The 16,102-nt window shown below is 32.6% G+C and carries 12 protein-coding genes and 1 tRNA gene; 9 read left to right on the forward strand and 4 right to left on the reverse strand.

Going from position 1 to position 16,102, the window contains the following annotated elements; genetic code table 11:
• The first annotated feature begins 265 nt into the window (after nucleotides 1-265).
• Genes EKM01_RS09470 through EKM01_RS09510 form a run of 9 tightly spaced genes read left to right on the forward strand, consistent with a single transcriptional unit; the run spans nucleotide 266 to nucleotide 11,839 of the window.
• Nucleotides 266-2,983 carry a DNA methyltransferase gene (locus EKM01_RS09470; RefSeq protein WP_126768090.1) on the forward strand — a complete coding sequence of 906 codons (2,718 nt, stop codon included), beginning with the start codon at nucleotides 266-268 and terminating at the stop codon, nucleotides 2,981-2,983.
• 23 nt (nucleotides 2,984-3,006) lie between these two features.
• On the forward strand, nucleotides 3,007-3,930 hold the full coding sequence (locus EKM01_RS09475) for a hypothetical protein (RefSeq protein WP_126768093.1): 924 nt from the start codon (nucleotides 3,007-3,009) through the stop codon (nucleotides 3,928-3,930).
• Nucleotides 3,931-3,988: 58 nt separating this feature from the next.
• A complete protein-coding gene (locus tag EKM01_RS09480; RefSeq protein ID WP_126768095.1) occupies nucleotides 3,989-4,813 on the forward strand; it encodes a BRO family protein in 825 nt (274 codons plus the stop codon).
• A complete protein-coding gene (locus EKM01_RS09485) occupies nucleotides 4,806-5,117 on the forward strand; it encodes a hypothetical protein (protein WP_199749423.1) in 312 nt (103 codons plus the stop codon). Before EKM01_RS09480 ends, EKM01_RS09485 begins: the two co-directional genes overlap by 8 nt.
• Nucleotides 5,118-5,175: 58 nt before the next feature.
• Nucleotides 5,176-7,116, forward strand: coding sequence for a DEAD/DEAH box helicase (locus EKM01_RS09490; RefSeq protein ID WP_126768098.1), 1,941 nt, complete (start codon nucleotides 5,176-5,178; stop codon nucleotides 7,114-7,116).
• Entirely contained in the window at nucleotides 7,109-8,302 is a 1,194-nt protein-coding gene (locus EKM01_RS09495; RefSeq protein WP_126768101.1) for a GIY-YIG nuclease family protein, read from the forward strand. The genes EKM01_RS09490 and EKM01_RS09495 overlap by 8 nt, the downstream gene beginning before the upstream one ends.
• Before the next feature lie 34 nt (nucleotides 8,303-8,336).
• Nucleotides 8,337-8,837 (forward strand): hypothetical protein, encoded by a 501-nt coding sequence (locus EKM01_RS09500; RefSeq protein ID WP_126768103.1) that lies wholly within the window; start codon nucleotides 8,337-8,339, stop codon nucleotides 8,835-8,837.
• Nucleotides 8,838-8,850: 13 nt separating this feature from the next.
• Nucleotides 8,851-9,570: a hypothetical protein gene (locus EKM01_RS09505; RefSeq protein ID WP_126768106.1), complete on the forward strand. Its 720-nt coding sequence runs from the start codon at nucleotides 8,851-8,853 to the stop codon at nucleotides 9,568-9,570.
• On the forward strand, nucleotides 9,551-11,839 hold the full coding sequence (locus EKM01_RS09510) for an AAA family ATPase (protein ID WP_126768109.1): 2,289 nt from the start codon (nucleotides 9,551-9,553) through the stop codon (nucleotides 11,837-11,839). Before EKM01_RS09505 ends, EKM01_RS09510 begins: the two co-directional genes overlap by 20 nt.
• Nucleotides 11,840-11,974: 135 nt before the next feature.
• Here EKM01_RS09510 and EKM01_RS09515 read toward each other — a convergent pair whose 3' ends face one another.
• From EKM01_RS09515 to EKM01_RS09530, 4 genes are all read right to left on the reverse strand, one after another.
• A complete protein-coding gene (locus EKM01_RS09515; protein WP_126768111.1) occupies nucleotides 11,975-13,135 on the reverse strand; it encodes a tyrosine-type recombinase/integrase in 1,161 nt (386 codons plus the stop codon).
• A 135-nt stretch (nucleotides 13,136-13,270) separates the two neighbouring features.
• A tRNA-Ser gene (locus EKM01_RS09520) sits at nucleotides 13,271-13,355 on the reverse strand.
• 167 nt (nucleotides 13,356-13,522) lie between these two features.
• Nucleotides 13,523-14,656 carry a 3,4-dihydroxy-2-butanone-4-phosphate synthase gene (gene ribB, locus EKM01_RS09525; protein ID WP_126462748.1) on the reverse strand — a complete coding sequence of 378 codons (1,134 nt, stop codon included), beginning with the start codon at nucleotides 14,654-14,656 and terminating at the stop codon, nucleotides 13,523-13,525.
• Nucleotides 14,657-14,664: 8 nt separating this feature from the next.
• Nucleotides 14,665-16,098 carry an LptF/LptG family permease gene (locus EKM01_RS09530; protein WP_126462751.1) on the reverse strand — a complete coding sequence of 478 codons (1,434 nt, stop codon included), beginning with the start codon at nucleotides 16,096-16,098 and terminating at the stop codon, nucleotides 14,665-14,667.
• Between the last annotated feature and the right edge of the window lie 4 nt (nucleotides 16,099-16,102).

The raw sequence follows: 16,102 nt of genomic DNA on the forward strand, positions 1-16,102 counted from the left end.
AAAACCGTAAAATTGTTCGGAATCTTTATTATAATTTTGAAATAATCTGTACAATCAAATATAAAACAACTATTAAAATGGGGTTTATTCATAAAGAACCGTATCATTATTTGAATAGGTTATTACTATTAAAATTTATAGATTTACGTTTTAACATTAGCCTGACATAAATGCAAATTAAGCATTCATTTTTAGCATAGATTTTCGATCACCAGAATCATCTCAAAATCCAGAAATTAAAATAATTCTAAGAACAAATAGTTTTATGAACATTGCCCAAATAGAAGTAAACCTTCAAAAACTTATACTTGACTATACCCAAGAAACCTTCATTTATGAATTGTTCTTAGCCTATGGTTTACCAAAAGCATCCATAACACGATTGCAAAAAGGGAATCTAAACCTGTCAAAAATAGAAGGTGAAATATCCTGGAAGAAAAAATTATTTTTCAAACCGGTTTTCAATCAGGATTTACAGGATGCCATTGCCGAAATAAAAGCTACACTCAAACAAGACCAACGTTTTGTTATCGTGACTGATTATAAAACCCTACTGGCCATAGACACAAAAACAAGCGATAGCTTAGATATAGATTTTACTGCTTTGCCCAAGCATTTTGATTTCTTTTTGCCTTGGGCAGGAATGGAAAAAGCACAACATCAAAACGAGAATCCGGCCGATGTAAAAGCAGCCGAAAAAATGGCTCGGCTTTTTGACGAAATCAAAAAAGACAATCCCGATAATTCCCCGGAATTCATTCATGGACTCAATGTGTTCCTATCCCGATTACTGTTTTGCTTCTTTGCTGAAGATACCGGCATTTTCGAATTAGGACAGTTTACCAATGCACTCGCCAGCCACACACAAACAGACGGAAGCGATTTGACGGATTATTTAGATAAATTATTCGACGTATTAAACACTCCACGCAGTATTGATGCTAGAGACGCATTGCAATGTGACACGAAGGCACAATACTTACAAAATTTCCCGTATGTAAATGGCGGTTTATTTAGAGAGCAACAACCCACACCCTTGTTTACCCGTCGTTCCCGCCAAGCCATAATCGATGCGGGACAAATGGATTGGGCTGCCATAAATCCCGATATTTTTGGCTCGATGTTTCAGGCCGTTATTTCGGTAGATCAACGCGGTAGTTTAGGCCAGCATTACACCTCTGTGCCCAATATCATGAAAGTCATAGAGCCTTTATTTTTGAATGATTTATATGAAGCCTTTGAAAATGCCAAAGGAAATATCAAAAAACTAAACGACTTACTAAAACGCATTTGGAACCTCAAACTTTTTGATCCTGCTTGCGGCAGCGGAAACTTCCTGATTATTGCCTACAAAGAGTTGCGAAAACTGGAAATGCTAATTTTCAAGGAAATTGATGCCGTGAACCAAACTTACACCACTCAATATTCCGGTATCTCTTTAAACCATTTTTACGGAATAGAGATTGACGATTTTGCCCACGAAATCGCGATACTTTCGCTTTGGCTGGCAGAACACCAAATGAACCAAGAATTTTTTAACGTCTTTGGACGTACCAAACCCGCTTTGCCCTTGCAACAAACAGGTTCTATTGTTTACGGCAACGCAACAAGAGTGGATTGGGAAATGGTTTGCCCGAAAAATGAAACCGATGAGATATATATTTTGGGAAATCCGCCGTATTTGGGAAGCAGTATGCAAAATACAGAACAAAAGGACGATATGGCTTTGGTTTTCAAAGGATTTAATAATTACAAAAATCTTGATTACATAGCGGCTTGGTTCATAAAAGGAGCTAATTATATTCAAAATAATAATGCACAATTTGCTTTTGTTTCTACCAATTCAATTTGTCAAGGTGAACAAGTGGCTTTATTATGGCCGCCAATTTTTGATAAAAATTTAGAAATAAGTTTTGCGCACACATCTTTTAAATGGAATAATAACGCTAAAGCAAATGCAGCGGTATCAGTCATTATTGTTGGTGTTAGAAATATTGACAAATCTCAAAAATTTATATTTAATGGTAACACAAAATATGTAGTCAATAATATTAATGCGTATTTGGCTAATGCCCATAACATTATTGTTGAAAAAAGAAATAAGCAAATCTCAAATTTACTGGTTATGGCTTCCGGAATTAAGGCAGGTGATGGAGGAAATCTTATTTTAAATGAGGATGAAAAAAATAATTTATTAGCGGAATATCCAGAATCGAAACGCTTAATAAAAGATTATATTGGTGCCGATGATTTAATGAATGGAAGAAAAAGATATTGTATTTGGGTTAATGAAGAAAACAAAGAATTGTCTTATTCCATTCCTCCTCTACTAAAAAGATTTGAAAAATGTAGAGAATTGAGAATTGCAAGTAAAAAAGCCGCTACTCGTAAAAAAGCTGACTTTCCATACCAATTTGACGAAACAACATTCATTGAGGCAGATTCTATAATTATTCCTCAAACCGGATCTGAAAAAAGAACTTATGTTCCAATTGGATTTCTTAATGCAGGAACTATAATTTCAAATGCAGCAAGAGTAATTTATAATGCTGAATCATATTTATTTAGTATCATTTCATCACGAATGCATATTGTTTGGGTAAAAGCAATTGCAGGTCGTTTAAAAACTGATATGCAATATTCAAATACACTATGTTACAACACTTTCCCCTTCCCACCCATTTCCCAATCTCAAAAAGAAGAATTAGAACAATGCGTGTTTAGAATTCTGGAAGAACGAGAAAGCCACAGCGAGAAAACCTTGGCGCAAATGTATGACCCGGACAAAATGCCAGCGGGTTTACGTGAAGCACACCGGTTGAATGATTTGGCAGTAGAAAGATGTTACCGCTCTAAACCTTTTGAAAGTGATGAAGAACGACTGGAATATTTGTTTAAGTTGTATGAAAAGATGATAGCTGAGGAAAAAGAAAAAGGAACTTTGTTTGCAGCGGAGAAGAAAGCTAAGAAAGTACGCGGATAGAAAAAATGTGTACAATCAAAAAAATGATAGAAAATATATTCAGAGAAATACGAGAAATATGCAATCATCCTTGGAAAAGAGAATTGTTGCTACAAGATAAAATTATCTGGAATAGATTGTGGGCTTCTCTGGATGTAATCGAAGATTCACAAATTGCAATAGACGATTATAGCAACTTACCGGAATTTAGCTCCAACGAAAAAGGGTATTTATATGTTTATGGGATTCTTCAGGCATTAAATTTACAGCAGGACGCTCTTGTAAACCTTAATAAAGCTTTATTTGAACAAGACATAAATTTCAAAGAAGAATATCCTGAATTATACAATATAAGAGAAAATCGAAATAATTCAATTGGACATCCAACCGACAGAGGGAAAGGAGGATCATTTCATCATATAACTAGAGGCTCTATCAGAAAGGAAGGATTTGAAATGATTTCTTTCTATCCTAAAACAGGAGTAACAACCAAGTTTGAAAAAGTTAATATTTTAAGCTGTATTGAAATTCAAAATAAATTGTTCAAAAAAATTTTAAATCATACAATGGAAAAACTTAAATCTGAATTTGATAGCCATATGAACAAGTTTAAAGAAAAAAAACTAATAGACATCGTACCAAAAACTATTGATTATTATTTTTCAAAACTTTATGAGGAATATGTAGATTTATTTCCAGTTGTGAAGATTAATTTTGAAATGATTTTCAAAATATATAATTCTATAAAACAAGGTATTATCGACAGATATTCTAGTTTATCAGCATTACCTGGAATAGAACAAAACACAAAAATGCTTGATTATATTTTTGAAAGATTAAACAGAGACTTAATAAAAGATAGAATCGAAGATGAAATCGAATTACGAATATTTATTGATGCATTGAAATCTCATTTTGATGAATTAAAATCGATGATAATAGAAATTGACGAAGAATTTAGTAGTTAGAAATAGCGCTGAACGACAGGAATAATTATTTAAACTTTGCCAAAAAAATTAAATAGATATGGAAAATGAAATCAAACTATTTGAAGATAAAAAAGTACGAAGCCATTATGATGCCGAAAAGGAAATTTGGTATTTTTCGGTTATTGATGTCATTGCTATTCTAACAGGAAGTTCAGTGCCAAAAAGATATTGGAGCGATTTAAAAAAGAAGTTGACCAAAGAAGGAAGTGAAGTGTACGATAAAATCGTACGGTTGAAAATGCTTGCTGATGATGGTAAAAATAGAATTACTGATACCGCTGATACCGAAGCACTGCTAAGATTAATTCAATCTATTCCGTCACCAAAAGCCGAACCTTTCAAACAATGGTTGGCTAAAGTAGGCTATGAAAGAATAAAAGAAATTGCTGATCCCGAACAAAGTATAGACCGAGCCAGAGAAAACTGGAAACAACACGGCAGAAGCGAAAAATGGATTCAGCAAAGAATGATGGGACAAGAGACTCGGAACAAATTGACCGATTATTGGAAAGAAAGCGGTGTGGAAGAAAAAAAAGATTTCGCCATACTAACCAATATCATTCATAAGGAATGGACGGGTCTAACAGTAAAAAATCATAAAGAAGTAAAAGGATTAAAATCGCAAAATTTGAGAGATCACATGAGCGAAGCCGAATTAATCTTTACGGCCCTTGCAGAATTATCCACAAGACAAATAGCCGAAAATGATGAAGCCAAAGGAGTGCCCGAAAATGCAAAAGCAGGTAAAAAAGGAGGCGCTATTGCTAAAAATGCCAGAATAGCTCTAGAGGACAAAACAGGAAAAAGCGTAGTAACTGAAGAAAATTTTTTGCCGCCAGCGAAGGAAGAAAAAATTGATTGAGGAACGAAAACCCAATAGATCTGCTGAATTAGCCGAGATTACAGGAGAAAAAGCTGATTATATTCGTAATCGAGGATTTAAAGACGAACATTATAAAAAAATGGTTTTAGACTATTTAGATAAATATGGATATGCGTCTAAAGAAGATATAGATAAACTTATTTTAGACATACTTCCGGATGTTTTAGACAAACAACAGAAAGAAAACAAAGTAAGGAATTTGATTTACGCAATGCATAAAAAAGATAAAACCCTTGTAAATAAAGGGACTAGCAGAAAACCTATTTGGAAAAAGTTTATCTAAAATAGGTATAGATAAAAAACACTTTAGACAAACTTAGACAAACTTCAAGAAACAAACCATGCCAGATATAGTAAATGTAAATTACCACAAAACAGGAAATAGCACCAAAATCAATACGATGGGAATGCGAGAAATGCAAACCCGTGCCTTTGAATCTCGGGATGCCCAGTATTTATTACTCAAAGCACCTCCTGCTTCTGGAAAATCTCGTGCCTTGATGTTCTTGGCTTTAGATAAATTAATCAATCAAGGAATCAAAAAAGTGATCGTGGCAGTTCCAGAGCGATCTATTGGGAGTTCATTTTCTAAAACTGATTTGAAAAAAGATGGCTTTTTTGCCAATTGGGAACCCAACGACAATTACAATCTTTGTACACCCGGCGACGATGGTAGCAGCAGTAAAGTAAAGGCTTTTCATAAATTTATGGATAGTGAGGAGCAACTGTTAATTTGTACACACGCCACTTTACGATTTGCCTGTGAGGAATTAGACGACGCAAAATTCAACAACACACTTTTGGCAATAGATGAATTTCATCACGTTTCTGCCGATGCCAATAACAGATTGGGAGAATTATTAAAATCGATAATGAGCAAATCTAATGCTCATATTGTGGCGATGACCGGTTCTTATTTTAGAGGAGACAGCGTACCTATTTTAACGCCCGAAAACGAAGCCAAGTTTACCAAAGTAACTTACAATTATTACGAACAGTTGAACGGCTACAACTTCCTGAAATCATTAGGAATTGGTTATCATTTCTACACCGGAAAATATACTTCGGCAATATTGGATGTTCTCGATACGGATAAAAAAACAATTCTCCATATTCCAAATGTAAATTCAGGCGAATCTACCAAAGACAAGCACAATGAAGTCAATTTCATTTTAGATGCTATTGGGGATGTAATCAAGCAAGATTCCGATACCGGTGTAATTCATATCAAACGTCACGGTGACGGCAAATTATTGAAAGTGGCTGATTTGGTCGAGGATAGTTCCCGTGAAAGAGATAAAATTGTAAACTACCTGCGAAATAGCAAAGAGGTTGACGATATGGATTTAATCATTGCACTGGGTATGGCAAAAGAAGGCTTTGACTGGCCTTTTTGCGAGCACGCTTTAACGGTAGGATATCGAGGTTCATTAACAGAGATAATCCAAATAATTGGTCGTTGCACCAGAGATAGCAACAATAAAACACATGCCCAATTCACCAATCTTATTGCCAGTCCAGAAGCCATTCAGGATGATGTAAAAGTGGCCACCAATAATATGCTGAAAGCTATTACAGCTTCCTTATTGATGGAGCAGGTATTGGCTCCCAACTTCAAATTCAAAACAAGATTGGATAATGACGATGAGGATACAAAACCAGGTGAAATAAAAATAAGAGGATTTAAAGCGCCAAGTTCAAAGAGGGTGAAAGATATTGTAGAATCGGACTTGAATGATTTGAAAGCATCCATTTTACAAGACGATTCCATGCTGAAAGCGATGCCGGGAAACATAGACCCCGAAGTAATCAACAAAGTTTTGATTCCAAAAATTATCAGAATTAAATATCCGGAATTAACAGACGAAGAAATTGAGGAAATCCGTCAATATGTAGTAGTGGATTCAGTCATCAAATCGGGTGAAATAAAAGAAGTAGGAGACCAAAGATTTATCAGGATGGCGGATAAATTTGTAAACATAGAGGACTTACATATCGACCTGATTGACACGATTAATCCATTCCAAAAAGCTTTTGAAATCCTTTCAAAATCCGTAACGACAAAAGTGTTGAAAATTATTCAGGACACCATTGAAGCCACAAGAATAAAAATGGACTTTGAAGAAGCTAAGATTTTATGGCCAAAAATTATAGAGTACAAGAAAATGTATGACAAAGAACCGAGCCTAAATGCAAATGACCCATTAGAAAGAAGAATGGCAGAATGTATTATTTATTTGAAAGAGGAAAAAAGAAAACGAATGGGCAATACAAATGGATAAATTTCAAACCTTAGAGGACATTTTTGCAAACGATCAATTTGACATTCTAAATGTCAAGTCTAAAGTTTCAACGATACGAAATGCAGACGAGCGATTATTAGCTTCTTTTGATGAGGTTAATGACTTTGTTGAAAAATACAATAAAGAACCACAGCCCAATCCAGGAAATATATCCGAATTTCAACTCTACTCCCGATTAAAAAGCATTCGATCAGATATAGAAAAAATGCAATCTCTTGAAGAGCAGGATATACATGGTTTATTGAAATTGGAAGCAAAAGCGATTAACTCACTAGATGATATTTTTAATGATGATAGTTTTGATTTGTTGGGCGATGATACTGATTTATTTGATTTCAAACACACACCAAAAACAGATGAAAGAATGGCAACGGATTTTGTTGCGAAAAGAAAGGCATTAAAAGACTTTGATAAATATGAATCTTTATTCAAAGATATCCAATCTGATTTAGCCACCGGAAAGAGAAAATTAGTAGATTTCAAAATGGGTAATCTTCGGGAAGAAACCTATTATGTTCATAATGGAGTTTTATTTTTATTAGAAGAAATTAACATTGATAGGAAAGACCATTACAAGAAAGACGGTACCAGAGTTCGTGAAGATGGGCGAACCAAATGTATTTTTGAAAATGGCACCCAATCGAATATGTTGAAACGGTCTGTAGAAAAGATACTCTATGCCAATGGTAAAGTAGTTTCAGAGAACATAGAAAAAGTAAATGAAAGCTTCATTGAAAAATTTAGCGCCATTACTGATGAAGACGAAGCTGCAGGATATATTTATGTCCTACGTTCCAAAAGCAAAGACCAACGAATAATCGAAATAGACAACCTATACAAAATTGGCTATTCTAAAGTTGAGGTTGAAGAAAGAATCAAAAATGCAGAAAAAGACCCAACCTATTTGATGGCTCCGGTAAAAATAATTACTTCTTGGAAATGCTACAATATGAATCCACAAAAACTAGAACAATTATTGCATAATTTCTTTGGTAAATCTTGTTTGAACGTTGATATTTTTGACGATAAAAAAAGAAGACATACGCCAAGAGAATGGTTCATAGCACCGATTGATGTTATAGAACAAGCCATTGAATCGATTATTAGTGGGGAGGTTGTGAATTATAGTTATGATGTACTAAATAAAAGAATTGTGAAGCGATAGTAAAAAGTATGATTTTTAATAAACATAGACCCTAATGAGTACTCCAATAATTAATATTTTTACCTATGGACTTCCTTATAAATTAGCTAATCAAATATATAAAGAGTTTCAAGATAGATTAAAGGAGGTTCATTTTCTAATTGAAAACTCAATTCGTTTCAAGTCTTTAGTTGATTATAAAGAAACTGTTGAACTGCTTCTTGCTTTATCCATATTTCATAAAAGGGTAGTTTCAAACCTTGATGGTGCACTGAAATTTTACGGAACAGTAAATAAATATAGTCAAGCCGATACAATTTCAATGGGTAGCTATGATTTAACTGTTGAGGAGAAAAATAAAATTTTGGGTTTATTAATAAACTATCGTGAATTGATTAAAAAGTTTGGTATTTCTGAAGTCGATTTTGATTATAACGAAACAAAAGATTTTTTATCAATCGTCAATCAATTGAAAAAAACAGATGATTATGCCGAAACAAAGCAAAACAAAAATTCCAAAGGACGAGAAGATAAAGAAGACGACCTCCCCTTTTAAGGAGAAGGCATTATTGGAAAAAGAAATAATAGAGTTTGTAAATAAATTCAAAGCAACAGTTTCAAATCAAGCAACAAGAATGAGTGATTTTTTTGAAATGAGTTGTTTCAATCATTTAGTCAGTTTTTATGAAAACAATGAATACACACCTTCAATAGAAAATCTTCAGGATGGAAAATACAGATACAAATGTTCAACTTCAGGAGTTCAATCAAATTTTTCTTATTTTAGAGTTGCAAAATCTGTTGATAAAAAAGAATATGTATTTGAAATACAACATAATTTAGCCGTACAATCATCACATAGTAAAGAAATATTTACCACTCCAGACATCTGCATTATAAAAAACGATACAGTTGAAGAAACTACTGAATACTATGGTACAAAAAGAAGATTTTGCTTTGTAAAAAATGAAGACTTAATGACTTTTTGTGAAGTAAAACAGTTTAATCCTTTTCCCGAATTATTATTCAATTTTATTGGAGTTGTAAATGAGTTAAGAAAAGACATTTTAACCAATATAGCAAAAAAAGAAATACCTTTTCATATTGCTCCAAGTCTTATGATTTCTGGGACGCCAAACAAACAGTCATTAAAGATAAAGGAAGAGTTAGAAAAAAGGTATTGTATCAATATAATATTTGACATATTTCATTCAGGATCAAATACATTTTCTAAAAAACATATTGACAAATTAAAAGAAACAGGAAACAATGCTACAGAAATTAACTAAAATAAAAGACTTTGGTATTTTAGAAAATCACAAACCCGAAACGATTGTTAAACCTTTTAATGTTTTTAATCTTGTTTATGGTTGGAATGGTAGTGGTAAAACCACCTTAGCACGTTTACTGCGTTGTTTAGAAACCAAGCAAAATCATAGCGAGTTTGCAAATGCAGATTTTGTTATTGAATCTGAAACCAATGGCAAAGTCGATTCTAAAACTTATAATCATAATCTTGAAATTAAGGTCTTTAATCAAGATTTCATAAAAGAAAACCTTGATTTGTTTGATGCTACTACAAAGCCAATAGTATTTATTAGCAAAACAAAAATTGATGAGAAAAAGTTATTAGATAAACATAAAATTGATTTTAAAGCAAGTGAGTCAGAAATTGTAAAAATTGAAAAAGCCCTTGTAGCTTCTAATAAAAAAGTAGATGATTTTCATAAAGATATAGCCAAGTCAATAAAAGATTTCTTGCTTGGAACTGTTTATGCAACAGTAAATTACAATAAAAATATTTCGGCCAATATCTGGAAAGGAATACAATCTAAAGAAGAAACGATAGAATCCTATGTTTTATCAGAAGAAGACATAATAACTCAAAAAAATTATACACTAATTGACAGTGAGAAACCCGAAATTGATATAGCTAATTTACCAATAGCAATTGATACAGAAAAGGTTTCGGAAATTTACAATAATGTAAATAGTTTAGCTGCAACAAATATAACTGCAAAGGTAATTGATCGTCTTAAAAACAACACGGATATTGGCGAATGGGTTTCGTTAGGTTTACAATTACACAAGCAACACAATAGCGAAAATTGTGAGTTTTGTGGTCAATCATTACCCGAAAATTGTATAAATAATTTAGAAGCACATTACAACAAAGAATACCAAAAATTGATTGGCGATATTACAGAACTTACAACCAAATTAGAACAAGGTATTAGAACCGAAATAACTAACGAAAATCATTTGTTGTTCCAAAATTTAACAGAGCGTTATAACAATTCATTAGCAGAAACAAATTCAGATATTCAACTTGTAAATTCAAAAATTCAAGATTTAATTACTGCTTTAGTATCAAAAAAATCAAATCCATTTGCAACACCAGATAAAGTAGTTTTTGACAAGACTATTTTTGACAATTTCAATAACCATCTAAAAATTGTACTCGATATTATTGGAGAACATAACAAAACCAGCAAGGCTTATTCTGATTTGGCAGAAAAAGCTAAAGTTAAAATAGAAAATCATTTTGTTTGTGAAGCCGCAATAGATAAGGATTTAAAAACTATAGAAAAAGAAGTAACTGAAAATTCAGCATTAAAAGAAAACCAAACTAAAACGTCAAATATTTTAATTGAAGCGATTAAATTTTTAGTAGATGATTTAAGTGCCGATACAATTGCAATTGCAGAAATAAATGACAATCTACATAAGTTTTTAGGAAGAAACGATATTGTTTTGCAACGACAAGAAGAAGGAGGTTACCAATTAACTAGAGCTGGAATAATTGCCAAAAACTTGAGTGAAGGTGAAAAAACAGCAATATCACTAATATATTTCTTTTCAAAAATTCAAGAAAATGATGCAGATAGAGCTAATCAAATTATCGTTTTAGATGATCCAATTTCTAGTTTTGATAGTAATCATTTATTTAATGCATCAAGTTTTATCAAAACATCAACTCAAGGAGCTAAACAGATTTTTGTATTAACTCATAATTTTTGGTTTTTTAAACAAGTTAGGGATTGGATGAAAGATAAAAACAAGAGAACCAAACAAGGAGACGATATTGTTAAGTCTCATTTTTATGTGGTAAAATCAGGGCAGTTAAATGATGCTGATGAAACCTTAACTCAAACCCATTCGGAATACCAGTTTGTTTTTAGCTCAATTCTCAAGTATCATAATTCAGACACAATCAGTACATCTGAATCTTTTAATTTAGCAAATTCAATACGAAGAATGCTTGAAGCTTTTTCAAGTTTCAAAACGGCAAGTAACGGTGGATTTAATGCTGTCCTACAATTAGGTTTAGACAAAGGATTTGACCAACAACAAAAAGAAAGAATTTATTATTTCTTAAATAAATATTCTCATTTAGACCGTATAGAATCTTTCGACAATACTGTAGAAACCTTGCTTGAAGAAGGTGTAAATGTTGTTAATGATGTTTTAATGGTTATAAAGTTAATAGACGAAGATCATTATAAGTGTATGCTAAAAGCATGTAATTTTGAAGATAAATTAATACCGCTAAATTAAAAGTTTTTGAATTGCTTCAAAAATTCATCGGATAATAAATCTTTCTTTTTTACAAAGTACGTAAGTGAAAAAAATATAAGGGTTTGTGCAAACTTTCATTTTTTTTTCACTTACGCACTTTATGGGATACTACCTTCAAAACGCCGGTGAATTTTCTAAAATATTTTTTCGATGCACTTCTTTAACAACCTTCGCATATTTTTCGGTCATTAATTTTGAAGTATGGCCGTATAACTCTCTTAAACTATCAAGTTCTAATCCTGCCAATATTTTCATATTTGCTCCGTGATGTTTAAGTGCATACATATTCATCTCGATTCCTAAACCTTTCTTCACGATTTTTTCCCACCGTTTGGTTGCAGTATCTCTATTTATGTGGGTAGGACCAGAGATGAAATCTTTGTACTTTCCGATGTTGCCTTTCCCGGGTTCTCTAAAGCTTCCGAACAAATAATATTCTTTTGGCAAATGTTCAAAATTCATATTTTTATAATGCACCATCAAATGTTGGTTAATTGGTACAATTCGTTTTCTTTTAGTTTTTGTAATTTCGGGAGGAAGTACAATTTCTGAATTTTCTAAATCAACCATTCCTAAAGTTATTTTCAAAATTTCTTCTGGTCTAATTCCTGTATGAAATATTGTTATTAGGAAAGTATTAAATTCAGCATACTTGGTCTCAAGTTCCTTTTTGATTACTTCAATTTCTTGTGCTGATGCCGGAGTGTTAGCATCGCTTTCCATTACTTCTAAATTGTTGATTTTATGTGCCGGATTAGTTTCTATTATATCCCACTGAATTAACTCACTTAAGATTGCCTTTAAATGATTTAGATGCTTATTGTAGGCGTTATTAGTCCAATTGCGGTCTTCTTTTGTTTTTTCCATTATAAGCTTAATATGGGCTCTTTTGGTTTCTACAATAGGCAATTGTACCATATCTATTTTTTTAACAGCAGTTTTTATGAAGTTAATAGTACCACTATAACCAGAAAGTGTTTTCTTTCCGATGTTAGGAGTTTTCTTTTCTATTGCAAAATCAAGAGCTTCAATAAAAGTAAGATTACTTTGTTGCTGGATAACATCGGGTATTTGTGGATTCCAATTTTCCCTTAATTTTTGATACAAAGCGTCACGAAGCAAATTGGCTTCGATTTCTCTTTTTTTATAATTATCAATGTAGTTGATACCGTATTTATAACGGAAAAGCACCTTATTGTACCTAAAATATACAAACCAAGGTTTAGAAAGATCGTCATATTTGACAACCTTAGGAATTGTGTAAATTGATTTCATTTTAATTTGTTTTAAAATTAAAATGCTTGCGGGGACATTTAATCAATCTAATGAGCGTAAAACGTTCACTTTTTGTACACTATTTTTTTAAAAAAGAACGGGAAGCCACTGTTTTCAGTGCTTCCCGTAATTCTGCGGAGAAAGAGGGATTCGAACCCCCGGACCTGTTACAGTCAACAGTTTTCAAGACTGCCGCATTCGACCGCTCTGCCATTTCTCCAGTAAATTGCTTTCATTATCTGATTGCGAGTGCAAAGATAAGAATCTTTTTTGGTTATACAAATCTATTTTTTTTAAAAAAAGGTCTATTAGATGTACTTATTTTTAATTGTTTCATTTTCTTTACTTTAGCATTTAATTTATTTGAATAAATAAATTATTGTTTTTTTAATAACTGACGTATTCTGTTATTTCTAGTCCGTAACCTATCATTCCTACTCGTTTTCCTGGCTCTGTATTGGATACTAATCGGATTTTTGAAATATCTATATCATGAAGTATCTGCGCTCCGATTCCAAAGTCTTTACTGTCAATTTTAATTTTTGGGGCTTTTATTTCTCCTTCAGCCTGTAAAATTTTAAGCTCTCCAATACGATTCAATAAATTAACAGATTGCATATCTTGATTGATAAACACAACAGCTCCCTTACCTTGTTCGTTAATCACTTTAAACATGGCATCAAGTTGCTGGTCTGCATTATCAGTCAAAGTTCCTAACAGATCATTATTGACTTGCGAAGAGTGTATTCTTGTTAAAATTGGTTCCCCTAAATTCCAAGTCCCTTTTGTCAATGCAATATGGATTTGTTTGTTGGTCGTTTGTTGGTATGCTCTTAAACGAAAGGTACCAAAACGAGTTTGTATATCAAAATCATCTTTCTTAATAATTAGGCTGTCGTGCTGCATTCTATAAGCCACAAGAGCTTCAATGGAAACTAATTTTAGATCGAATTTCTTAGCTACTTTTACCAATTGAGGCAATCGAGCCATAGTCCCATCTTCGTTCATAATCTCTACAATCACACCTGCAGATTTAAAACCCGCTAATCTGGCAAAATCAATTGCGGCTTCCGTATGACCAGTTCTTCTTAGTACGCCTCCTTGTTTGGCAATCAATGGGAAGATGTGCCCGGGTCTTGCTAAATCATGTGGTTTGGTATCAGAATTGGCTAAAGATAAAACTGTTTTTGCTCTATCTGCTGCTGATATTCCAGTGGTCACTCCGTTTCCTCTTAAATCAACCGAAACAGTGAAAGCAGTTTCCATTGGGTCGGTATTATTGCTTACCATTACATGTAGGCCTAGCTCCTTACAGCGGCTTTCTGTTAATGGTGCGCAAATGAGTCCTCGGCCGTGTGTGGCCATGAAATTAATCATTTCGGGTGTTACTTTCTCGGCTGCTGCTAAAAAATCACCTTCATTTTCACGATCTTCATCATCAACTACGATAATAATTTTTCCTTGACGAATAGCTTCTATCCCTTCTTCAATTGTGTTGAGTTGTATATTATTTGTAGTCATTTGTACTGTTAATTTTGTGATGGAAATATTTTTTTTAATATTTTTTGAAATGGAGCCAGAATAACATCCACATTTATCAATCCAATATCATTTGTAGCTCTATAAGTTAGTATAATTGCTAAAGGGGATAATAGTATCGAGGACAACCAGGCACCTAAAAAAGGTGACATTTCATTTTCCTGAGCAATTCTTTTGCCAAAAGAGTTTATGAAGTGAAAGGTTATGAAAATTAAAATTGCAAAAACTATAGGTAGTCCCAATCCTCCTTTTCTAATAATTGCTCCCAAAGGGGCACCTATAAAAAACATTAGAAAACATGCAAATACAATTACAAACTTATCATAAAAAGCAAGTAAGTGTTTATTGATATTTTTTTGTTTATTTTCTAATTCGGTTTTAGAGGTATCAATTGAATACACGGTACTACTAATAGTACTTGTCGCTATTCTTAAAATTTCTATTTGTTGCTCTTTAGTGTACAAGGATAAAATATCTTCAGGAAAGGAGTTTTCTATTTTGAACTCCTTTCGTTTAGTATTGCCAGGAATCCGTATTCGTGCATTGCTATTTTCCGAAAATGAAATAATATCATTTTTTAAATTTTTATTTAACGAATCCAATGTATAACTTAATTCATTGACAGTAAGCATAGTATTAGTATTCGCAACGCTTTCGTCATTGACATCTACATTATTAAGTTCTGATAAATCAATGTTGATAATATGTTTTTTAAACGAACTTTTGATAAAAGGCATTTTACTGCGATCCTCATATTTTTCTGGAACTATGTCTTCGTAGTAAAAGCCATCATTTAACACTAATTGTAAAATGCTAGATTGTTCACTACTTATTAATTCGCCATCTCGGGCTTTAATAACTGTTTTACTCCCGTCACCAACGTTTGATTTTTTATGAATAGTCACACCTGTAAGGATGTTTCCGTTGTCACCTGTTTTTTTATTTACCTTAATGTTATAAAAACCAACATCACTAAATTGTCCTTCAGCTATTGCCAAGGCTGGTTTTACTTGTGCAATATTTTTTCTGAAATTGATAAATTTATACTCCGCATAAGGAATCACATTATTAGAAAACAGAAAAGCTACTATACTTAATAAAATTATAAATACCGTTAAGCTTCTCATGGCTCTTTGCAAAGAAATTCCAGAAGATTTCATTGCCGCAAATTCATAATTTTCTGCTAAATTACCAAATGTCATTATGGAAGACAGTAATATCGAAAGGGGAAGTACTAAAGGCACAATCCTAGGCATTGAAAATGCTAGGAATTTTATGATCATGAGTAAATCTAAATCCTTTCCTGCTAATTCAGCTATGAATAACCAAACGGTTTGAAGTATAAATATAAAAAAAAGAATTACAAATACTGTGGTAAATGTAGTCAGGAATGTTTTTAATAAGTATTTGTCGAGAATTTTCACCTAA

It is taken from the genome of Flavobacterium sp. RSP46 (assembly GCF_003984825.1).
GTDB lineage: Bacteria > Bacteroidota > Bacteroidia > Flavobacteriales > Flavobacteriaceae > Flavobacterium.

What these genes read in the sequence shown, in the direction of transcription:
- ribB (WP_126462748.1), bottom strand. Translation starts at nt 14,656, where the DNA reads ATGACTACAAATAATATACAACTCAACACAATTGAAGAAGGGATAGAA.
- EKM01_RS09475 (WP_126768093.1), top strand. Translation starts at nt 3,007, where the DNA reads ATGATAGAAAATATATTCAGAGAAATACGAGAAATATGCAATCATCCT.
- EKM01_RS09515 (WP_126768111.1), bottom strand. Translation starts at nt 13,135, where the DNA reads ATGAAATCAATTTACACAATTCCTAAGGTTGTCAAATATGACGATCTT.
- EKM01_RS09470 (WP_126768090.1), top strand. Translation starts at nt 266, where the DNA reads ATGAACATTGCCCAAATAGAAGTAAACCTTCAAAAACTTATACTTGAC.
- EKM01_RS09510 (WP_126768109.1), top strand. Translation starts at nt 9,551, where the DNA reads ATGCTACAGAAATTAACTAAAATAAAAGACTTTGGTATTTTAGAAAAT.
- EKM01_RS09500 (WP_126768103.1), top strand. Translation starts at nt 8,337, where the DNA reads ATGAGTACTCCAATAATTAATATTTTTACCTATGGACTTCCTTATAAA.
- EKM01_RS09495 (WP_126768101.1), top strand. Translation starts at nt 7,109, where the DNA reads ATGGATAAATTTCAAACCTTAGAGGACATTTTTGCAAACGATCAATTT.
- EKM01_RS09490 (WP_126768098.1), top strand. Translation starts at nt 5,176, where the DNA reads ATGCCAGATATAGTAAATGTAAATTACCACAAAACAGGAAATAGCACC.
- EKM01_RS09480 (WP_126768095.1), top strand. Translation starts at nt 3,989, where the DNA reads ATGGAAAATGAAATCAAACTATTTGAAGATAAAAAAGTACGAAGCCAT.